The organism is Amaricoccus sp. W119, from assembly GCF_047275745.1.
Classification (GTDB): domain Bacteria; phylum Pseudomonadota; class Alphaproteobacteria; order Rhodobacterales; family Rhodobacteraceae; genus Amaricoccus.
In genome coordinates this window covers 24,507-45,172 of record NZ_JBKQWU010000001.1, presented here as the reverse complement: position 1 = coordinate 45,172, position 20,666 = coordinate 24,507, and the positions used below count along the sequence as shown (strand labels likewise).

Below are 20,666 nucleotides of genomic sequence, written 5' to 3'. Positions count from 1 at the left end.
GCGACATCCGCCGCCCTCGCGCCCTCGCGCGTCCTGTTTCTCCACCGGAGGTCTGAGGCATGGCGGAGACGCTCGGGCCGATGGCGGCCTATCGCGCCCGGGTGGCGGCGGGTGAACTCAATCCCGACCCGGCGCAGCGGTTCGCGATGGAGAAGCTGCAACTCCTTCACATGCGGCTGCGCGACTACAACCCGACGAAGCCGAAGCGGGTCGGGCTCGGGCTCTTCGGCTGGGGCCGGGAGCGGATCGAGGAGAAGAACGTGCCGGGCCTCTACCTCTACGGGGGCGTGGGCCGCGGCAAGTCGATGCTGATGGATGTCTTCTTCGAGACGGCGCCGGTCAGTCCGAAGCGGCGCGTGCATTTCCATGCCTTCATGCAGGAGATCCACGCCGCCGTGCACAAGGAGCGGCAGAAGGGCGTCAAGGACCCGCTCCGCGTCGTCGCCGACCAGGTGGCGGATGGCGCGACGCTGCTCTGTTTCGACGAGATGCAGATCACCGACATCACCGATGCGATGCTGGTCGGCCGCCTCTTCGAACGGCTCTTCGAGCGCGGCGTGGTGATCGTCACGACCTCGAACCGCGAACCGGACGACCTCTACAAGAACGGGCTGAACCGGCAGCTCTTCCTGCCGTTCATCGCGCTCATCAAGGACAAGCTCGACGTCCACGAGCTCGAGAGCCTCACCGACCACCGGCAGGAGCGGACGCGGGGCCAGCAGGTCTATTTCTCGCCGCTGGGGCCCGGGGCGCGGGAGGGGGTCGAGGCGAACTGGAAGCGGCTGACGAATGGATCGGCCGAACCGCTGGTGCTCGACGTGCAGGGGCGCAAGGTGCGGCTGCCCGCGCATGACGGACGCGTGGCGCGGGCGAGTTTCGCCGATCTCTGCGGCAAGCCGCTCGGCCCGGCCGATTATCTCGCCATCGCCGAGGCGCTCGACTGGCTTCTGCTCGAGGATGTGCCGACGCTGTCGCCGGCGAGGAATAACGAGGCGAAACGCTTCGTGACGCTCATCGACGCGCTCTACGAGGCGAAGACCCGGCTCGTCGTCTCGGCGGAGGCGGAGCCGGATGATCTCTATGTCGAGGGCGCCGGCGCCTTCGAATTCGAGCGCACCGCCTCGCGCCTGCAGGAAATGCGCGGCGAAGCCTGGCTCGGCGGCGCGTAGGGGCCGACATCTGTCTGCCCTGCCCGTCAGAGCCCCCCGCGGCAGGTCACGCAACGGAGGGCATGGGGACGGCGGACGGATCTCCGCCTTACCGGAGCCTTTCGAGCAGGATCGAGCTCGGATAGCCGTCGGGCGTCATGCCCTGCGCGAGCTGGAAGCCGCGGATCGCGGTCGACGTGTCCGGGCCGATCACGCCATCGGTGGAGCCCGGATCGTAGCCCGCCGCGATCAGGCGGCGCTGCAGCTCGATCTTCTCCGTCCGGCTGAGTTCGCGCTCGTCGCGCGGCCAGGCGGCGGCGAAATCCCCCGCGCCCGCGATCCGGTCGCCGAGATGGCCGACGCCCATCGCATAGGAGGTGGCGTTGTTGTAGCGCTTGATGACCTGGAAGTTGCGGTAGACGATGAAGGTCGGACCGCGCGCGCCGGCGGGGGCGATGATCGCCGCTTCGCCGTGGTCGGGCAGGGACCGGCCGTCCATCAGTGTGATCCCCTGATCGCGCCAGTAAGAGACCGGCCGCCGGTTCTTCTGGTCGGCCTTGGTGTAATCGAACCCGGCCGGCATGTGGACTTCGAGCCCCCAGGGCGCGCCGCGCACCCAGCCGGAGCGGGCGAGATAGTTGGCGGCGGAGGCGAGCGCGTCGGTCGGGTCCTCCGCCCAGACATCCCGCCGCCCGTCGTCGGTGAAATCGACGGCGTAGGAGAGATAGCTCGACGGGATGAACTGCGTATGCCCCATCGCACCGGCCCATGACCCGACCATCCGTTCCGGCGTCGTGTCGCCCGATTGCAGGATGCGGAGCGCGCCGATGAGCTGTTCCTCCGCGAAGGACCTCCGGCGGCCGTCATAGGCGAGGGTAGCGAGGCTCTCGATCACCGGGATGTCGCCCCGGTTCTTGCCGTAGTTCGTCTCCATGCCCCAGATCGCCAGCACGACCTGGCTGTCCACGCCGTAGCGCGCCTCGATGGCGTCGAGCGTGGCGGAGAGCCGCGCGGCCTGCGCCCGTCCGGTCTCGATCCGCGTCGGCGAGGCGGCGCTGTCGAGATATTCCCAGATCGGCTTGGTGAACTCGGCCTGCCTGCCATCGAGTCGGACGACCTCCGGGTTGACGCCGACGCCCGCGAAGGCGCGGTCGAAGACCGCCGGCTCGATGCCGCTCGCGACCGCCGTGCGCCGGAAGTCGCTGCGCCATGCGACGAAATCGGAAGGTTGCGGGCTGTCTTTGGCGCGCGATGCCACGGGACCCGTTTCCACCCGCGTCGCCGTCGTCCCGCCGGCGCAACCCGCCGCGCCGAGCACGACCACGAGCGCGGCCAAGGATAGATGTTTCAAGGTGCCTGCCTCCGGCTCGATGTTTTTTGCGAAGGCTACCGCGGGCGCCGCCGCGGGGGAATGCACTTTCCGCGTGGAGCAGGCTTCGGCGGGCGATTATATCGGTCGCCTGCCGCGTGCATGGCGCGGTTTGTCCCGGACCGGGGCGGGGGCCGTGCGAGGCGAGAAGTCTTTCCGCCCATCCGGGGTGGAGGCCGGCTCGAACCGGCCTTCACCGGTCTCAGATGCCGGCGGCGCGGCGCTGCCCGAGCAGCCGTTCGGCGGCGATGCCGAAGCCGATGCCGAGCACGGTCCAGATGACGGCCTGCAGAGCGAAGGTCGAGGCGCGGAACTCCCAGAGCAGTTGCGCCGGGAAACCCGAGCCCGTGACCTCGTCGAGCCTCGGCAGCGCGAGGCCCACGATGCTGACCAGCACGAGATAGGCGGCGGCGCCATAGAGCGTCGCGTTCCAGGCGCCATGCCGGGCGGAGAGGTTGCGGGCAAGGATGACCGAGAGCACCATCGCCGCGACCGAGAAACCCAGCATGACGAAATACATCGCCGTGCGGATGCCGATCGTCTCGCCGCTGCCGACCGCGGGCGGGTTGGCCGGATATTTGAGCCCCGGCACCAGCACCAGCGCGACATAGCCTCCGAATGCCACGAGCGCGATGGTGGCCTGCGGCCGCAGATGGCTGACGCGGCCCTGAACGCCGGCGAAGACCAGCGCGAGGATGCCGCCGATCGCCATGCCATAGGCGGTGGTCCCGGTCAGCAGACCGACGCCGGCCTGCGTGCCCCGGCTGAGGCCCTCGCCACCGTCCTCGCTCGCGGCCTCGCCATGGTCATGCGCGGCGGTGCCTGGCGCATGTTCGTGATCCGAGGCGGGGTCCGGGGTGGCCGGCGCGCCATGCGAGTGCCCGCCTTCGCCTTCGAGGGCGATGGCCTGGGCGACCTGCGGCTCGCCGTAGATGTGGGCGAAGCCGAACGCGACGAGGCCCGCGAGGATGCCGATCAGCATCCCGCGCAACAGAAGCTTGCTCATCATGGTGTCAGTGGCAGGGGAAGCCGAGGAGGTGGCGCGCGTCGTGGACGAACTCATGCACGCCCGTGCCGGCGAAGACCGCCGTCGCGCCCTGTTCCGCGCCCACGAAATAGAGCGTCATCAGGCAGATGAGCCCGACGAACACCGCCCAGGGAAGGATCTCGCCGAGCGGAATCGGCCTCGGCTCGGCGATTGTCTGGTAGGCGATGTCTGCCATCTCGGTCTCCTCGGGTATGCGCGCCCGTCAAATGTTGATCTCCGACGGACAAGGTCTGACTTCCATGCCGGGCATTTCCCGCCCCGGGATGGTCACAGCGGCGCGACCGTGCCAGACTCGCACTGGCTTCCTACCCGTCCGGCTCACGGTAGGACGCGGCCGCGCTGGCGTCAACGAGCCTTTGACCCCGGACCATGCGACTCATTCTCGTCTCACACTGCCCGACCTCGGCCACCCGCGTCGCCGCCTTCCCGGAGGACGAGCCGCCGGAACCGGATTCGCTCGCGCGCGCCGCCGCGCTCGGCGCGCGGCTCGGCCGGGTCGATACGCTCTGGCACGGGCCGGAGACGCGCTGCCGCGAGACGGCGGCGGCGCTGGGGCCGCGGCCTGAGCCGGTCGCGGTCGAGGCGCTGCGCGACATGGCCGTCGGGCCCTGGGCGGGGCGAAGCCTCGGGCAGGTGCAGCGCGACGCGCCCGAGGCGCTGCTGGCCTGGCTGACCGACCCGGAGGCGGCGGCGCCGGAAGGCGAGAGCGTCGCGGCGGTGATCGCCCGCGTCGCGGCATGGCTCGGCGCGGTCCCGGAGCGGCGGCGCGCCGTCGCGGTCGTGCCGCCCGCCGTCTTCCGTGCCGTCGTCGTGACAATTCTGGAGACGCCTCCCGCCACCTTCTGGCGAATCGACGTGCCGCCGCTCGCCGAGGCGGCGCTCAGCCGCCGCGAGGGGCGCTGGTCGCTCCGGTTCTGAGGTCGTTGCCTGAGGTCAACACCCGAGATCAGCGCCTGAGGTCAGCGCCTGAGGTCAGCGCCTGAGGTCAGCGCCTGAGGTCAGCGCCTGAGGTCAGCGCCTGAGGTCAGCGCCTCGGAACCACCGCCCCGGAAATCACCGCCGCCCGGTCTTGCCCTTCTTGCGCGCGAAACTTCGGCTCCGCGACAGTTTCGCCCGCGGGCCCGGCCCCCTGGTGGTCCGCCCCGTGCGCGGCATCGCCCGGCCTTCGATGGCGAGCAGCTCGAAGAGCAGCCCGCCCGTCACCGGCGCCGCTTCGGAAAGCCGCACCGTCACCCGGTCGCCGAGCCCGATCCGCCGCCGGCTCTTCTCGCCGGTCAGTGTCTGGCTATCGGGATCGTAGGTGAAATACTCGCGCCCAAGCATCGAGATCGGGATGAGCCCGTCCGCCCCGGTCTCGTCGAGCTTCACGAAGAGGCCGAACCGCGCGACGCCCGAGACGCGGCCGTCGAATTCCGATCCCACCCGGTCGGCGAGATAGGCGGCCAGGTAGCGGTCGATCGTGTCGCGCTCCGCCATCATCGAACGCCGCTCGGTCATCGAGATATGCTCGCCGATCTCCGGCAGATCGACCTCCGTCTCGCGGCTCAGCCCGTCCTTCTTCGGATCGGGCGGCCAGCCATGCGCGCGTATGAGCGCGCGATGCACGATGAGATCGGCGTAGCGGCGGATCGGCGAGGTGAAATGGCCGTAGCGCGGCAGGTTGAGGCCGAAATGCCCGAAATTCTCCGGCGCGTAATAGGCCTGCGTCATCGAGCGCAGCACGGAGATGTTGATCATCTCCGCGTGCTCGGTCCCCGCGACACCATCGAGGAGGCGGTTCAGATGCGCGGTCTTCAGGACCTGCCCCTTGGCGAGCGTCTGGCCGACGCTCTCCGCCGTCTCGCGCAGGGCGTCGAGCTTCTCGGGCGAGGGTTCCTCATGGACCCGGTAGAGCAGGCGGGTCCGCTGGCTCTCCAGCGTCTCGGCGGCGGCGACATTGGCGAGGATCATGAAATCCTCCACCACCTTGTGCGCGTCGAACCGGTCGCAAAAATTGACCGAGACGACCTTGCCTTCATCCGAGAGCACGATTTTGCGTTCCGGCAGGTCGAGATTGAGTGGCGCGCGCCGGTCCCGCGCGCCATGCGCCGCGCGCCAGGCGGCCCAGAGCGGCGCGATCACCGTCTCCACGAGCGGCGCGGTCGCCTTGTCGGGCCTGCCATCGGCGGCGGCCTGCGCCTGTTCGTAGGAAAGCGAGGCCGGGGAGCGCATGAGGCCGCGGGTAAAGCGGTGCGAGATCTTCTCGCCATCCGCGTTCAGGACCAGCCGGACGGCGACACAGGGCCGATTCTTGCCCGCGACGAGCGAGCAGAGATCGGCCGAGAGCGCCTCGGGCAGCATCGGCACCACGCGGTCAGGGAAATAGGTCGAATTCCCGCGCCGAAGCGCCTCGCGGTCGAGCGCGGAGCCGGGCGTGACGTAATGCGCGACATCGGCGATCGCGACCCAGACCACATGGCCACCGGGGTTCTCGGGATCATCGTCGGGCGCGGCGCAGATCGCGTCGTCATGGTCGCGCGCGTCCTCGGGGTCGATGGTGACGAGCGGCAGGTCGCGCAGATCCTCGCGCCTGCCGATCCGCACCGGCTTCGCCGCCTCGGCCTCGGCGAGCGCGGCGTCGGGGAAATCGTCGGGGATGCCGTGTTCGTGGATGGCGATCAGCGAGACCGACTTCGGCGCGGTCGGATCGCCGAGGCGCGCGATCACCCGCGCGCGGGGCAGGCCGTGACCGCGCGCCGAGCCGATCTGCTCCGCCTCGACCAGTTCGCCCTCGCGCGCGCCGGCGCGGTCGCCGGGCTCGACGCGCCAGTCGCGGTCGGTCTTCTTGTCGATCGCCGCGATCCGCCCGCCGGATTCGGTCTCGTGATAGATGCCGATCACCCGGCTCGGCCCCATGCCGATCCGCCGGATCACCCGGACCGCGAGTGGCGCCTCGGGCGTGTCGAGCGTGATCCGCCGCCCGAGCAGCCGGTCGCCCTGGCCGAGCGCCGGATCGTCGCGGCGGGTCTGGACGAGAAACCGCGGCCGCTCGCCCTCCGTCTCCCAGTCCTCGGGCTCGGCCCAAAGCTCGCCCTCGGCATCGACCGAGACGACGCGGAGCACCAGCACCGGCGGCAGGTCGCCCGCCGGCCGCGCCCGGCGCCCGCGCTTCTCGATCTTCCCCTCGCGCGCGAGCCGGGCGAGCATCTGCTTCAATTCGACCTTGGCCGCGCCCTTGAGCCCGAAGGCGCGGGAGATGTCGCGCTTCGTCGTGGTCGTCGGATTGTCGCGCAGCCATTCGAGCAGTTGCGCCTCGGAGGGGAGTTCTCTCATGCGCCCGCGTTATCACGCGCCGGAGCGGTCGGCACGGGGAAATCGCCGGCGGCCCGCGGACGGGCGCCAGCCCCTCGCAAACGCCGGCCTTGCCTCAACTCGCGGGATACCAGCCGCCCCGCGCGATCTCGGTGGCCGCGCCGCTCTCGCCGAGCTGGCGCGCGAATTCGTCGATGTCGCTCTCCCCGTAGTGATAGGGGTAGACGATCCCCGGCGCGAATTCGGCGACCGCCGAGGCGGCCTGGGTCACATCCATCGTATAGGGCAGGTTCATCGGCACGAAGGCGATGTCGATCGCCTCGAGCGCGCGCATCTCGGGGATGTCCTCGGTATCGCCCGCGATATAGATCCGCCTGCCGCCGATGGTGAGCACATAGCCGTTGTCGCGGCCCTTCGGATGATATTTCAGCCGATCCTCGGTCAGGTTGTAGGCCGGGATCGCGTCGAGCCCGATCTCGCCCGCCGTCGTGGTCTCGCCATTCGCGATCGCCGTGGCCTTCGCCTGGAGCGCGGCGGGCAGCTTCTCATGGACCGAAGGGTTGGTGATGAGCGCCGTGCCATCGCCGACGATCGCCTCCAGCGTGCCGGGGTCGAAATGGTCCTGATGCTCGTGCGTGATCAGGATGAGGCCCGGCGGCGGCAGCCCCTCATAGAGCGCGGCGCCGCCCACCGGATCGTTGTAGATCACGAGCCCCGGCGTCGTCAGGACGAAGGAGGCGTGTTCGACCGGGTGGATGACGATCTCGCCCGCGTCCGTCTCGTGGGCATGGCCTTCGGCCGCGCCCTGGGCCCGCGCGGCCCGGAGACCGACGGCGGTTCCCATGAGCGTCGCGCCCGTGATCGTCGCACCGGTCATCGTCGTCAGGCGTATCGCTTCGCGTCGTGAATAGGACATCATTCGGTTCCCCCTGTCGCGTTTCCCAGAGAGCTAGCGCGGGGGGCGGGAGTTCAAGGGCTGGCGGCGGGGTGAGGCCGGTTAGCCGGGGCTTAACCGCTCGCGGCGCATCTCCGGGCGAGGAGGAGCGCATGCCCGAAAAGCCGAAGCCCGAGAATCCAGACCCCGAGAAGCCATACCCCAACAGACCGGACGCGCCCGGCCCGAGCGCCGGAGGTCCGAGATCCGACGATCCGAGCTCCGGCGATTCGGGCGTTCCCCTCGGTTTCGAGGCGCCCCGGTCGCGGGCGGATCTCGTCGACTGGCTGCGCCTGGCGCGGTCGCATCGGGTCGGTCCGGCGACGTTCCTGCGGCTGATGCGCGAGCACGGCCAGCCCGCGCGGGCGCTCGCCGCCTTGCCGGCGCTCGCATCCGGCGCGGGGCTGCGCGGCTACGCCGCCTTTCCGCGCGGCGCGGCGGAGGCGGAACTCGACGCGGGCGCGGCGCTCGGCGCCCGGCTGCTGGCGCTCGGCGCGCCCGGCTATCCGCCGCGGCTCGCGGCGATCTCCGACCCGCCGCCGGTGCTCTGGGCACTGGGCAATCCGGCGCTCGCGGCCCGGCCCGCCGTGGCACTCGTCGGCGCGCGCAACGCCTCGGCGCTCGGCTGCCGCATGGCCGCGCGGCTGGCGCGAGATCTCGGGGCGGCGGGCTTGGTCGTCGCCTCGGGCCTCGCGCGCGGCATCGACGCGGCCGCGCATCGCGCCGCGCTCGACACGGGCACGGTGGCGATCCAGGCAGGGGGCATCGACGAGATCTACCCGCCCGAGAACACCGATCTCGCCGTCGCCATCGCGGCCGGAGGGCTCCGGCTCTCCGAGATGCCGGTCGGGCATCCGCCGCGCACCCGGGATTTCCCGCGCCGTAACCGGATCATTTCCGGGCTCGCGCTCGGGGTCGTCGTGGTGGAGGGCGCGCTCCGTTCCGGCAGTCTCATCACCGCCCGGGCGGCGCTCGACCAGGGGCGTGAGGTGATGGCCGTCCCGGGCAGCCCGCTCGACCCGCGGGCCGCCGGCTGCAACGAACTGATCCGCGAAGGCGCGACGCTGGTGCGCGACGCGGCGGATGTGACCGAGGCGCTCGCCGCCATGCTCGCCGCCATGCTCGCCGTCGAGCGCGGGCCCGTCCTCAGGCCGCGGCCCACGCCCGATCCGATGATGACCGGCCCGGCATGCGCCGCCGACGGCGACGCCGGCAGCCTCGAGGCGCGCCTGCTCGCGCTCCTCGGGCCGGTTCCGGTCACGGAGGATACGCTGACGCGCGCGCTCGGCGGGACGGCCCCGGCCATCGCGGCGGCGCTTCTCGACCTCGAACTCGGGGGCAGGATCACCCGGTCTCCGGGCGGCGGGATCAGCCTCGCGATCCCGTGACCCCGATGAAACCCGGCCGGCGCGCTCATGCCCCTGTGACGAGCGGCGGCGCGGCGCGATGTTGACAAGATGGCGGCTTCGACACATGTAAGCCGCCGTCGCGGCTCCGGCGGACGGTCCGCGCGGAGGGGTACCCGTATGGCCGTCGTCGTAGTCGAGTCGCCCGCCAAGGCGAAAACCATCAACAAATACCTCGGTTCGGATTACACCGTCCTCGCCTCCTACGGGCATGTGCGCGACCTGCCGCCCAAGGACGGCTCGGTCGATCCCGATCATGAATTCGAGATGAAGTGGGAGATCGCCTCCGACAGCCAGAAGCATGTCCGCGCGATCGCCGAGGCGCTGAAGGATGACCAGAAGCTCATTCTCGCGACCGACCCCGACCGCGAGGGCGAGGCGATCTCCTGGCATCTGCTCGAAGCCCTGACCAAGCGGCGCGCGATCAAAAAGGACACCGAGGTCGAGCGCGTCGTCTTCAACGCGATCACCAAGAACGCGGTCACGACGGCGATGCAGCAGCCGCGCCAGATCGACATGGAACTGGTCGAGGCCTATCTCGCGCGGCGCGCGCTCGACTATCTCGTGGGCTTCCGCCTCTCGCCGGTGCTCTGGCGCAAGCTGCCGGGCGCGAAATCGGCGGGGCGCGTGCAGTCCGTGGCACTCCGCCTCATCGTCGAGCGCGAGATGGAGATCGAGGCCTTCAAGGCCCGCGAATACTGGACGGTGAAGGCGCTGCTCGCCACGCCCCGCGGCGATACCTTCGAGGCACGCCTCGTCACGCTCGACGCGAAGAAGCTCGACAAGTTCGACCTCGGCGACGAGGCGGCGGCGACGCGGGCGGTCGGAGAGATCAACCGGCGCGACCTGAAGGTGGCGGCGGTCGAGTCGAAACCCGCCTCGCGCAATCCGGCGGCGCCCTTCATGACCTCGACGCTGCAGCAGGAGGCGAGCCGCAAGTTCGGCTTCGGCGCGCGCCAGACGATGAACGCGGCGCAACGGCTCTACGAGGCCGGGCATATCACCTACATGCGGACGGACGGCATCGACATGGCGCCCGAGGCGGTGATGGCGGCGCGCGACGTGATCAAGGCGCGCTACGGCGAGAATTACGTGCCGAAAAGCCCGCGCATGTACAAGAACAAGGCCAAGAACGCCCAGGAAGCGCATGAGTGCATCCGGCCGACCGACATGGGAACGAGCCCGGAGCGGCTCAAGCTCGAAGCCGATCAGGCGCGGCTCTACGACCTGATCTGGAAGCGCTCGCTCGCGAGCCAGATGGAGGCCGCGCGGTTCGAGCGGACGGTGATCACCGTCGCCTCCGCCGATCAGGCGGTGGAGCTTCGTGCGAACGGGCAGATCGTGACCTTCGACGGCTTCCTCAAGGTCTATACCGAGGGCCGCGACGAGGACGTGGATCTCTCCGATGACGAGGAAGGCGGCCGACTGCCCCAGATCATCGAAGGAGACGCCGCCGAGAAGCGCCAGGTCACCCCGGAGCAGCATTTCACCCAGCCGCCGCCGCGCTATACCGAGGCGACGCTGGTGAAGCGGATGGAGGAACTCGGCATCGGCCGGCCCTCGACCTATGCCTCGATCGTCTCGACGATCCAGGAGCGCGACTACGTCTTCAAGGACAAGAACCGGCTTCTGCCGCGCGACAAGGGGCGGCTCGTCACGGCCTTCCTCGAAAGCTATTTCGGGCGCTATCTCGACTACAATTTCACCGCCGATCTGGAAGAGGATCTCGACAGGGTCACGACCGGCGAGGAGAACTGGAAGGCGCTCCTGGCGCGGTTCTGGACGGATTTCTCCGCCGCGCTGGGCGAGACGGCGGAACTCCGCATCACCGATGTGCTCGAGAAGATCAACGAGGTGCTGGAGCCGCATCTCTTCCCGGTGACGCCGGAAGATCCCGAGCCGCGGCGCTGCAAGGCCTGCGGCGTGGGCCGGTTGTCGCTCCGGACGGCCCGCTCGGGCGGGGCGTTCATCGGCTGCTCGAACTACCCCGAATGCCGCTACACCCGTCCGCTCGCCGGCGAGGTCGAGGGCGGCGACGCGGCGGGGCCGGACGGCAAGCTCCTCGGCTATGACGACAACGGCACGCCGGTCAGCATGCGGGTCGGACCTTACGGGCTCTATGTCCAGCTCGGCGAGGTGACGGAGGAGACGCCGAAGCCGAAACGCGCCTCGATCCCCAAGGGCATGGACCCGTCCGCGATCGACCTCCAGCGCGCGCTCGACATGCTGTCGCTGCCCCGGCTGATCGGGATGCATCCCGACGATGGCGAGAAGGTCGAGGCCTCGATCGGCCGCTTCGGGCCTTATGTGAAGCATGGCAAGGTCTATGCGAACATCAAGGACGCGGAGGAGGTGCTCACGATCGGCATGAACCGCGCGATGGAGCTTCTGGCGCAGAAGCTCGCGCGGGGCGGCGGCCGGGCGGCGGTGAAGCCGCTGCGCGTGGTCGGCGAGCATCCCGAGGGCGGCGAGATCGGGCTCTACGAGGGCCGCTACGGGCCTTACGTGAAATGGGAGAAGGTCAACGCGACCATCCCGAAGGAGACCGCGCCCGAGGCCGTGACGCTCGAACAGGCGCTGGAACTCATCGCGGCGAAACGGCCGGCGAAGAAGGCGGGTGCGAGGAAGGCGCCCGCGAAGAAGGCCACGGCGAAAGCGGGGTCGAAGAAGGCCCCGGCGAAAAAGGCCGCGCCGAAGGCCGCCGCCGCGAAGAAGGCCGCCTCCGGCGAGTGACCGCTCGCAGCGCCGCTCAGGCGCTGCCGCCTACCGTCAGCCCGCCGATGAGCAGCGTCGGCTGGCCGACGCCGACCGGCACCCACTGGCCGTTCTTGCCGCAATTCCCCATGCCCGGATCGAGTGCCATGTCGTTGCCGATGCCCCGGATCTTCCCGAGCGCCGTCGCGCCGTCGCCGATCAGCGTGGCGCCCTTGACCGGCGCGCCGACGCGGCCGTCCTTCACGCGGTAGGCCTCGGTGCAGGAGAAGACGAACTTGCCGTTGGTGATGTCGACCTGCCCGCCGCCGAAGCCGACGGCGTAGATCCCGTCCCTCAGCCCGGCGAGCAGGTCGGCGGGGTCGGTCTCCCCGCCCAGCATGATCGTATTGGTCATCCTGGGCATCGGCACATGGGCGTAGCTCTCGCGCCGCCCGTTGCCGGTCGCCGCCACCCCCATGAGCCGGGCGTTCTGCCGGTCCTGCATGTAGCCGACGAGAATCCCGTCCTCGATCAGCACGGTGCGGTTCGAGGGCGTGCCCTCGTCGTCGAAGCTTATAGAACCGCGGCGGTCGGGGATCGTTCCGTCATCGACCACGGTGACGCCGGGCGCCGCGATGCGTTGCCCCATCAGCCCGGCGAAGGCCGAGGTCCGCTTGCGGTTGAAGTCGCCTTCGAGCCCGTGGCCGATCGCCTCGTGGAGCAGGATGCCGGGCCAGCCGGGGCCGAGCACGACATCCATCACGCCGGCGGGCGCGGGCTCCGCGCGGAGATTGACCTTGGCGATCCGGAGCGCCTCGCGCGCCACGGATTGCCAATGGTCGGTTCCCATCAGCGGCGACAGCCCGTAGCGGCCGCCACCGCCCGCGCTGCCCGATTCGCGCCGCCCGTTCTCCTCGACGATGACGGAGATGTTGAGCCGCGCCATGGGCCGCGCATCGGCGAGCCGGGTGCCTTCGGGGCGGAGAATCTCGATCTCCTGCATCGAGGCGGCGAGGCTCGCCGTGACCTGGGCGACGCTCGGGTCGAGGTCGCGGACATAGGCGTCGATCTCGCGCAGCATCTCGACCTTGACCGCGAAGGCGGCGTCGTCGAACGGGTCGTGATCGGTATAGAGGCGCTGGTTCGTGGCCTTGGGCGGCGCGGCGAGCGTACCACCGCCCGCGCCGACCGCGAGCCGGGCGGTTTCGCCCGCCCGCGCGAGCGCGGCCTCTGAAATCTCTGTCGAATGCGCGTAGCCGACGGTTTCGCCGCGCACGGCGCGGAGGCCGAATCCCTCGGCCGCGTCGTAGCTCGCGTTCCTGAGACGCCCGTCGTCGAAGACCAGCGCTTCGCCCCGCCGCCGCTCGAGGTAGAGTTCGCCATCATCGGCGCCCGCGACGGACAGGCGCAGTTCGGCGAGGGCGAGACCCTCGTCGAGATGGGTCTCGAAAGGTCTGAAACGGGGTGTCGCCGACATGTCGCGCCTCCTCTGGGAAATGGCCGGAGCAAGCACGGCAGGCCCGACGGTCCCTCGGGGACCAAAGGCGCGTCTTGTTCTCGCCGCCTTAATATGGTTCATCTGCACTCGGTTACAACACGGCGCGCAGCGGTCCCGATTGCGAGGATGCCACGGCCGTAAGGGACGGGACAGGCAATGAAGCAGATACGGATCGCCCTATGGCTCGGCCTCGTAACGCTGATGTCCGGAGGCGCGGTCTTCGCACAACCCGCGGGCGAGCCAACCGGTCTGCCGGTCATCGGCGCTCCGGTTCCGAACGGGGTGAACTATCAGCCCGCGGTCACGCCCATCGCCCATGACATGCACTGGCTCTCGGGCATGATCCACTGGATCATGCTGCTGATCGTCCTCTTCGTGACCGCTCTGCTCGCGATCGTCGTGCTCAAGTTCAACCGGAAGGCCAATCCGGAGCCCGCGTCCTTCACGCATAACACCAAGATCGAGATCGCCTGGACGCTCATTCCCGTCCTGATCCTGATCATCATCGGCTCGTTCTCGCTGCCGATCCTCTTCAAGCAGCTCGAGGTTCCGGAGCCCGATCTGACCATCAAGGCGACCGGGAACCAGTGGTACTGGACCTACGACTATCCGGAGAACGAACTCACCTTCGACAGCCTCATGCTCGCGCGCGAGGACCTCGAAGCCTATGGCTACACGCCCGACCTTTACCTGCTCGCGACGGATACCGCGGTGGTCGTCCCGGTCAATGCGAACGTGCGCCTGCTCACGACCGGCGCCGACGTGATCCATGCCTGGGCGATGCCGGCCTTCGGCGTGAAGATGGACGCGGTGCCGGGCCGTCTGAACGAGACCTGGTTCCGGGCGGAGCAGGAGGGCGTCTATTTCGGTCAGTGCTCCGAACTCTGCGGCAAGGACCACACCTACATGCCGATCACCGTCAAGGTGGTGAGCGAGGAGCAGTACCAGACCTGGCTCGCCTGGGCGATCGAGGAATACGGCGGCACGCCGACGCCCGTCGCGCAGGCCGAATAAGCCGGACGGGGCCGACGAGGCGCGGCCAGACGAGACGCGACCAGACGAGGCGCGGCCAGACGAGACGGGCCAAGTGAGCGGCCGAACGACGCCGACCGAACCGGCGATTGCCAGGCCGGCGGGCCAAGCGGGGAGAAGATGAGCGAGACCGGCTGGATCGACAATGCTCCGCCAAGGGAAGCGCAGTTCGGCGATTACGTCGAACTGCTGAAGCCCCGTGTGATGCGGCTCGTGATCTTCACCGCCGCGGTCGGCCTGATCTGCGCCCCCGCCACGGTGCATCCGGTGGTGGCGCTCGCCGCGATCATCTGCGTCGCGGTCGGCGCGGGCGCCTCGGGCGCGCTCAACATGTGGTGGGATTCCGACATCGACGCGGTGATGCGCCGCACGATCAGCCGGCCGATCCCCTCGGGCCGCGTCACCCGCGACGAGGCGCTGGCGATCGGCCTCACGCTCTCGGGTTTCTCCGTGGTGATGCTCGGGCTTTTCGCCAATCATTTCGCCGCCGGGCTGCTCGCCTTCACGATCTTCTTCTATGTCGTCATCTATTCGATGTGGCTGAAGCGCTCCACGCCGCAGAACATCGTGATCGGCGGCGCGGCCGGGGCCTTCCCGCCGATGATCGGCTGGGCGGTCGCGACCGGCGGCGTCTCGGTCGAGAGCGTCCTCATGTTCCTGCTGATCTTCCTCTGGACGCCGCCGCATTTCTGGGCGCTGGCGCTGTTCAGGAACGACGACTACGCGCGGGCCGGCGTGCCGATGCTGCCGGTGACCGCGGGCGCCCGCGCCACGCGCGACCAGATCCTGATCTATTCGCTGATCCTCGCCCCCGTCGCGATCCTGCCCGCCTTCACCACCATCGGCGGCCCGGTCTATCTCGCGGGATCGCTCATCCTGAACGCGCTCCTGCTGCGGGGCGCCTGGAGGATCCGGCGGCGGGACGAGGAAACCGCCGCGGCCGACCGGCACATCGTCGAGAAGCGCTTCTTCGGCCTCTCGATCGTCTATCTCTTCCTGCACTTCTGCCTGTTTCTCGCCGAGGCGGCGCTGCGCGCGCTTGGCGTCATGCCCGGCCTCGGCTGGCCGGTTCTGTTCTGAGGAGTGAGGGATGCGCCCGGACAGCCATGAGATCTACGGACGGCGGAAGAGCCGCAACGTCGGCGTCGGGCTGGTGCTGGCGGCCTTCGTCGCGCTTGTATTCGCGGTGACCGTCGTCAAACTCAGCGAAGGCGCCGCGCTCGGCCATGTCGACTCCGGGTCGTCGCGCTCGCAGATGCTGACAGACGATGAGAACTGAGCCATGAAGCGGAATCCGAACGCCAACCTCCGCGTCGCCCTCGGCCTCGCCGCCGTGATCCCGGCCATGGTCGGCCTCAGCTTCGCGGCCGTTCCGCTCTACAACTGGTTTTGCCGGACGACTGGCTATGGCGGCACGACCTCGGTCGCGGACCAGGCGCCGGACGAGGTACTGGAGCGCGAGATCACCGTGACCTTCGACGCCAATCTCGCGAAGGGCATGCCGTGGGAATTCCGCCCGACGCAACGCGAGATGAAGATCCGGATCGGCGAAAGCGGGCTTGCCTTCTTCGAGGCCTACAATCCGACCGACGAGGTGACCGCGGGCCAGGCGGGTTACAACGTGACGCCCGACAGCGCGGGCCGGTTCTTCGACAAGGTCGACTGCTTCTGCTTCAACCTGCAGGTCCTGAAGCCGGGCGAGCGGGTCGAGATGCCGGTCAGCTTCTTCGTCGACCCCGAACTCGTGAAGGACAGCGAGGCGACCTACATCAAGGCGATCACGCTCTCCTATACGATGTTCTCGATCGAGGTGCCGGAGGAATACCGATCCGCCGGGGACGATCAGGCCGAAGCCGCCGACGCGTCGCCGGCGACCGAACTCGCAGCCGGGCCGAGCGCGGCCCCCGACCAGACGCTCGAACAGTAGAAGGACGCCCGAGATGGCCGGCCACAAGAACCACGACTACCATATCCTGCCTCCGAGCATCTGGCCCGTGACCCTGGCCGGCGGCGCCTTCGTGATGCTGCTGGGCTCGGTGCTCTATTTCCACGAATACGGTCCTTGGGTCGCGCTGCTCGGCCTGCTGACGGTCCTCTACTCGATGTATGCCTGGTGGGGCGACGTCATCAACGAGGGCGAGGTCGGCGACCACACGCCCGTCGTACGCATCGGGCTGCGCTACGGGATGGTGCTCTTCATCATCTCGGAGGTGATGTTCTTCTCGGCCTGGTTCTGGTCCTTCTTCAAGCACGCGCTCTATCCGATGGGCGTGATCGAGGGGGTGGAGATCACGCCGGGCCAATGGCCGCCGGCGGGGATCGAGACCTTCGATCCGTGGCACCTGCCGCTCATCAACACGCTGATCCTGCTCTGCTCCGGCTGCGCGGCGACCTGGGCGCACCATGCGATCGCCGAGGAGAACGACCGGGAACAGCTGAAGTGGGGCCTCTGGCTCGCCATAGCGCTCGGCGTCCTGTTCACGATCTTCCAGGCCTATGAGTACAGCCACGCCGCCTTCGAGTTCTCGGGCAACATCTACGGCGCGAACTTCTTCATGGCGACGGGCTTCCACGGCTTCCATGTGATCGTCGGGACGATCTTCCTCGCCGTCTGCCTCGCCCGCGTCTATGCCGGTCATTTCACGCAGGAACAGCATGTCGGCTTCGAGGCGGCGGCCTGGTACTGGCACTTCGTCGACGTGGTCTGGCTGTTCCTCTTCGCGGCGGTCTACATCTGGGGCGGCGGCACGGCGGCGCACTGACCCGATTTCGACTTCCTCGCCCGCGTCTCCGCGGGTCTGCCGGGCGCGGCGCCTTCGGGCTCCGCGCCCTTCGCTTGGGACGACACCGATGATCCGACGCATGATCCCGGCCCTTCTGCTCGGCATCGCCGGCTGCGCGGTGCTGATCTGGCTCGGCGTCTGGCAGGTGCAGCGGCTCGGCTGGAAGACCGGGATCATTGACCGGATCGAGGCGACGCTCGCCGCCGAACCCGTCGCGGTGCCGGCCGAACCCGATCCGGAGCGTGACGAATATCTGCGCGTCCTGGTTTCCGGCGTGATCGAACCGGGTGAGGCGCACGTCTATACCTCGGTGCCCGAACGCGGGGTCGGCTACCGCGTGATCGTCCCGCTCCTGCTGGACGACGGGAGGCGGGTCCTCCTCGACCGCGGGTTCGTCCCGATCGCGGAAAAGGACGCGGCGCGGCACGCGGGTCCGATCCGCGTGCGCGGTTCGCTGCTCTGGCCCGACGAGACCGACGGGTTCACCGACCCGCCGGATCTCGCGAAGAACATCTGGTTCGCCCGCGATGTCGCGCGGATGAGCGCGGCGCTCGACACGGTGCCGGTCATGGTGGTGACCGAGGCGAGCGACGACGCGGCCGCGCCGCTGGCGCTGCCGGTCACCGTCGACATCCCGAACGACCACCTGGGCTATGCGATCACCTGGTTCGGGCTTGCGGTCGGCTGGGCGGGCATGACAGTTTACTGGCTCTGGCGCATCAGAAGCCGGACCGATTGAACGGGCAGAATCCAACGATGCGATATATCTCGACGCGCGGCACCGCGCCGGAACTGGGTTTCGAGGATGCGATGCTGGCGGGTCTGGCGCGCGACGGTGGGCTCTACCTGCCGCCGAGCTGGCCCCAACTCTCGCCCGAGGAGATCGCGGGTTTCGCGGGTCTCCCGTATGAGGAGGTCGCCTTCCGGGTGATGTGGCCCTTCGTCGGCGACGCGTTCTCCGAGGCCGAGTTCCGCGACATCATCGCTCGCGCCTACGCGGATTTCGACCATGCCGCCCGCTGCCCGATGAGCCAGATCGGCCCGAACGACTGGCTGCTCGAACTGTTCCACGGCCCGACGCTCGCCTTCAAGGATGTGGCGATGCAGCTGATCGGCCAGCTCTTCGAGGCGAGCCTGAAACGCTCCGGCAAGCGGATCACCATCGTCGGCGCGACCAGCGGCGACACCGGCTCCGCCGCCATCGAGGCTTTCCGGGGGCGCGAGGGCGTCGAGGTCTTCATCCTTTTCCCCGATGGCCGGGTCTCGGACGTGCAGCGGCGGCAGATGACGACGCCCGACGATGCCAATGTCCATGCGCTCGCCATCGCCGGCGATTTCGACGACGCGCAGGCGCGCGTGAAGGACATGTTCAACGATCATGACTTCCGCGACGCGACGGGGCTCGCCGGGGTCAATTCGATCAACTGGGCGCGGGTGCTGGCGCAGGCGGTCTACTACTTCACCGCCGCCGTGGCGCTCGGCGCGCCGCATCGCAAGGTGAGCTTCACCGTCCCGACCGGCAATTTCGGCGATGTCTTCGCCGGCTATGTCGCGAAGCGCATGGGGCTTCCGATCGACCGCCTGGTGATCGCGACCAACCAGAACGACATCCTGCACCGCACGCTCGAATCCGGCGCCTATGTGAAGGGCCAGGTCGAGCCGTCGATCAGTCCCTCGATGGATATTCAGGTGAGTTCCAACTTCGAGCGGCTGCTCTTCGAACTCTACGACCGCGAGGGACCGGCGGTGACGCAGCTCATGGGGGACCTCTCCACGCTCGGCGAATTCGCGCTGTCGCAGGGCGCGGTGGACCGGCTCCGGGCCGAATTCGACAGTGCCCGCGTCTCCGAGGACGAGACGCGCGCGACGATCCGCGACACGCTGACGGGGACGGGCAAGGTGATCTGCCCGCATACCGCCGTCGCGGTTCACGCGGCGAAGGCGCGCCGCGGCGATCCGGCGGTGCCGATGGTGGTGCTCGCCACCGCGCACGCCGCGAAATTTCCCGACGCGGTGGAAGCCGCCTGCGGCGTCCGCCCGGCGCTGCCGCCGTCGATGGCCGATCTTTTCGACCGGCCCGAGCGGGTGACGGCGGTGCCGAACGACCTCGCCGCGATCGAGGCGATTGTCGCCGGAGAGACGGAGAAGACCGCGTGACGGCCGCGATCCACCGCCTGTCGAACGGCCTCCGCGTCGTGACCGAGCCGATGCCAGGGCTGCATTCCGCCGCCGTCGGCATCTGGGTGACGGCGGGCGGCCGGCACGAGCGGGTCGAGCAGAACGGCATCGCGCATTTCCTCGAACACATGGCCTTCAAGGGCACGCCGACGCGGACCGCGCTCCGCATCGCCGAGGAGATCGAGGATGTCGGCGGCTATATCAACGCCTATACCGGCAAGGAGATGACCGCCTATTACGCGCGCGTCCTGAAGGACGACGTGGATCTGGCGATGAACCTCCTCGGCGACATCGTTCTGAACCCGATCTTCGACAGCGGCGACATCGAGGTCGAGCGCAACGTCATCCTGCAGGAGATCGGCCAGGCGCTCGACACGCCCGACGACATCATCTTCGACTGGTTGCACGAGGCGGCCTTCCCGAACCAGCCGTTCGGGCGCACCATCCTCGGACCCTCCGAACGGGTCTCCGCCTTCGGCCGCTCCGATCTCTCGGGCTTCATCCGCGAGCATTACGGGCCAAGCCAGATGATCGTCTCGGCGGCGGGCGGGATCGACCCCGACGCGGTGGTGCGCGCGGCCGAGCGGCTCTTCGGCGACCTGCCGGCGCGGCCGGGGCTCGCGGTCATGCCGGCGCGGTTCCGCGGCACCGAGTATCGTGAGGAGCGGGACCTCGAACAGGCGCATGTCGCGCTCGCCTTCGAGGGGCCCAATGTCCGCGCCTCCAATGCCTATGCCGCGCAGCTCTATGCCTCGGCGCTCGGCGGCGGCATGTCCTCGCGGCTCTTCCAGGAGATCCGCGAGCGCCGCGGTCTCTGCTACACGATCTTCGCCCAGGCGGGCGCCTATGACGACACCGGCATGATCACGCTTTACGCCGGCACCGGCGGCGAGCAGGTCGGCAATCTATCGCTGCTGATCGTGGACGAGCTTCGGCGCGCCGCCGACGGGTTCAGCGCGGCGGAACTCGAGCGCGCGCGGGCTCAGATGAAGGCCGGGCTGCTGATGGGTCTCGAAAGCCCGACCGCGCGGGCGGAACGACTGGCGCGGATGGTCGGCATCTGGGACCGGGTGCCGAGCCTGGGGGAGACGATCGCCCGGATCGACGCGGTCGATCTCGCCGGGCTCCGCGGCTTCGCCGAGCGGGTCGCGCAACACTCCGAGCCCGCGCTCGCGCTGCTCGGGCCAGTCAGTCGGGCGCCCGACCGGGCGGAACTCGCCCGGCGCCTCGCCGCCTGAGGGTCCTGGGGGTGCTTCCCTTTCGGCGCGCGACGCCCCTCACCATC

18 protein-coding genes and 1 riboswitch are annotated in these 20,666 nt (G+C 69.2%); of the genes, 12 read left to right on the top strand and 6 right to left on the bottom strand.

Annotated elements, in window-relative coordinates; genetic code table 11:
* Nucleotides 1-59 precede the first annotated feature (59 nt).
* Nucleotides 60-1,169 carry a cell division protein ZapE gene (gene zapE, locus ACLJK8_RS00185; protein ID WP_413147932.1) on the top strand — a complete coding sequence of 370 codons (1,110 nt, stop codon included), beginning with the start codon at nucleotides 60-62 and terminating at the stop codon, nucleotides 1,167-1,169.
* An 88-nt stretch (nucleotides 1,170-1,257) separates the two neighbouring features.
* Here zapE and ACLJK8_RS00180 read toward each other — a convergent pair whose 3' ends face one another.
* From ACLJK8_RS00180 to ACLJK8_RS00170, 3 genes are all read right to left on the bottom strand, one after another.
* The gene (locus tag ACLJK8_RS00180; RefSeq protein WP_413147931.1) at nucleotides 1,258-2,499 is read right to left on the bottom strand and encodes a lytic murein transglycosylase; all 1,242 of its coding nucleotides are present in this window, start codon (nucleotides 2,497-2,499) and stop codon (nucleotides 1,258-1,260) included.
* A gap of 220 nt (nucleotides 2,500-2,719) precedes the next feature.
* Nucleotides 2,720-3,523, bottom strand: coding sequence for a CbtA family protein (locus ACLJK8_RS00175; RefSeq protein ID WP_413147930.1), 804 nt, complete (start codon nucleotides 3,521-3,523; stop codon nucleotides 2,720-2,722).
* 7 nt (nucleotides 3,524-3,530) lie between these two features.
* Nucleotides 3,531-3,740 carry a CbtB domain-containing protein gene (locus tag ACLJK8_RS00170; RefSeq protein ID WP_413147929.1) on the bottom strand — a complete coding sequence of 70 codons (210 nt, stop codon included), beginning with the start codon at nucleotides 3,738-3,740 and terminating at the stop codon, nucleotides 3,531-3,533.
* A 53-nt stretch (nucleotides 3,741-3,793) separates the two neighbouring features.
* A riboswitch (cobalamin riboswitch) is annotated at nucleotides 3,794-3,871 on the bottom strand.
* Nucleotides 3,872-3,934: 63 nt separating this feature from the next.
* On the opposite strand from ACLJK8_RS00170, the gene ACLJK8_RS00165 reads away from it, so the two are divergent.
* Nucleotides 3,935-4,483, top strand: a complete 549-nt coding sequence (locus tag ACLJK8_RS00165) for a histidine phosphatase family protein (RefSeq protein WP_413147928.1) — start codon at nucleotides 3,935-3,937, stop codon at nucleotides 4,481-4,483.
* A gap of 135 nt (nucleotides 4,484-4,618) precedes the next feature.
* Here ACLJK8_RS00165 and rnr read toward each other — a convergent pair whose 3' ends face one another.
* Together rnr and ACLJK8_RS00155 are read right to left on the bottom strand one after the other, a co-directional pair.
* Entirely contained in the window at nucleotides 4,619-6,877 is a 2,259-nt protein-coding gene (rnr, locus tag ACLJK8_RS00160; protein WP_413147927.1) for a ribonuclease R, read from the bottom strand.
* A gap of 94 nt (nucleotides 6,878-6,971) precedes the next feature.
* Complete coding sequence (locus ACLJK8_RS00155; RefSeq protein ID WP_413147926.1) at nucleotides 6,972-7,775, bottom strand: MBL fold metallo-hydrolase; 804 nt, start codon at nucleotides 7,773-7,775, stop codon at nucleotides 6,972-6,974.
* Nucleotides 7,776-7,903: 128 nt separating this feature from the next.
* On the opposite strand from ACLJK8_RS00155, the gene dprA reads away from it, so the two are divergent.
* On the top strand, nucleotides 7,904-9,178 hold the full coding sequence (gene dprA / locus ACLJK8_RS00150; protein WP_413147925.1) for a DNA-processing protein DprA: 1,275 nt from the start codon (nucleotides 7,904-7,906) through the stop codon (nucleotides 9,176-9,178).
* Nucleotides 9,179-9,316: 138 nt separating this feature from the next.
* Entirely contained in the window at nucleotides 9,317-11,929 is a 2,613-nt protein-coding gene (gene topA / locus ACLJK8_RS00145) for a type I DNA topoisomerase (RefSeq protein WP_413147924.1), read from the top strand.
* A gap of 16 nt (nucleotides 11,930-11,945) precedes the next feature.
* Here the strand turns inward: topA and tldD are convergent, their stop codons facing one another.
* Nucleotides 11,946-13,367 (bottom strand): metalloprotease TldD, encoded by a 1,422-nt coding sequence (tldD, locus tag ACLJK8_RS00140; RefSeq protein ID WP_413147923.1) that lies wholly within the window; start codon nucleotides 13,365-13,367, stop codon nucleotides 11,946-11,948.
* A gap of 177 nt (nucleotides 13,368-13,544) precedes the next feature.
* Between tldD and coxB the strand changes: the two genes are divergently transcribed.
* The 8 genes from coxB (at nucleotide 13,545) to ACLJK8_RS00100 (ending at nucleotide 20,619) form a co-directional block, all read left to right on the top strand.
* Entirely contained in the window at nucleotides 13,545-14,402 is an 858-nt protein-coding gene (gene coxB / locus ACLJK8_RS00135) for a cytochrome c oxidase subunit II (RefSeq protein ID WP_413147922.1), read from the top strand.
* 138 nt (nucleotides 14,403-14,540) lie between these two features.
* A complete protein-coding gene (gene cyoE / locus ACLJK8_RS00130; protein ID WP_413147921.1) occupies nucleotides 14,541-15,500 on the top strand; it encodes a heme o synthase in 960 nt (319 codons plus the stop codon).
* A gap of 10 nt (nucleotides 15,501-15,510) precedes the next feature.
* Nucleotides 15,511-15,699, top strand: a complete 189-nt coding sequence (locus ACLJK8_RS00125) for a hypothetical protein (protein WP_413147920.1) — start codon at nucleotides 15,511-15,513, stop codon at nucleotides 15,697-15,699.
* Between the two features lie 3 nt (nucleotides 15,700-15,702).
* Nucleotides 15,703-16,347 (top strand): cytochrome c oxidase assembly protein, encoded by a 645-nt coding sequence (locus ACLJK8_RS00120; RefSeq protein ID WP_413147919.1) that lies wholly within the window; start codon nucleotides 15,703-15,705, stop codon nucleotides 16,345-16,347.
* Nucleotides 16,348-16,360: 13 nt separating this feature from the next.
* Nucleotides 16,361-17,182, top strand: coding sequence for a cytochrome c oxidase subunit 3 (locus ACLJK8_RS00115; protein ID WP_413147918.1), 822 nt, complete (start codon nucleotides 16,361-16,363; stop codon nucleotides 17,180-17,182).
* 88 nt (nucleotides 17,183-17,270) lie between these two features.
* Nucleotides 17,271-17,942 carry an SURF1 family protein gene (locus tag ACLJK8_RS00110; RefSeq protein ID WP_413147917.1) on the top strand — a complete coding sequence of 224 codons (672 nt, stop codon included), beginning with the start codon at nucleotides 17,271-17,273 and terminating at the stop codon, nucleotides 17,940-17,942.
* A 17-nt stretch (nucleotides 17,943-17,959) separates the two neighbouring features.
* Nucleotides 17,960-19,360, top strand: coding sequence for a threonine synthase (thrC, locus tag ACLJK8_RS00105; RefSeq protein WP_413147916.1), 1,401 nt, complete (start codon nucleotides 17,960-17,962; stop codon nucleotides 19,358-19,360).
* Nucleotides 19,357-20,619, top strand: coding sequence for a M16 family metallopeptidase (locus tag ACLJK8_RS00100; RefSeq protein ID WP_413147915.1), 1,263 nt, complete (start codon nucleotides 19,357-19,359; stop codon nucleotides 20,617-20,619). The genes thrC and ACLJK8_RS00100 overlap by 4 nt, the downstream gene beginning before the upstream one ends.
* Nucleotides 20,620-20,666: the final 47 nt, after the last annotated feature.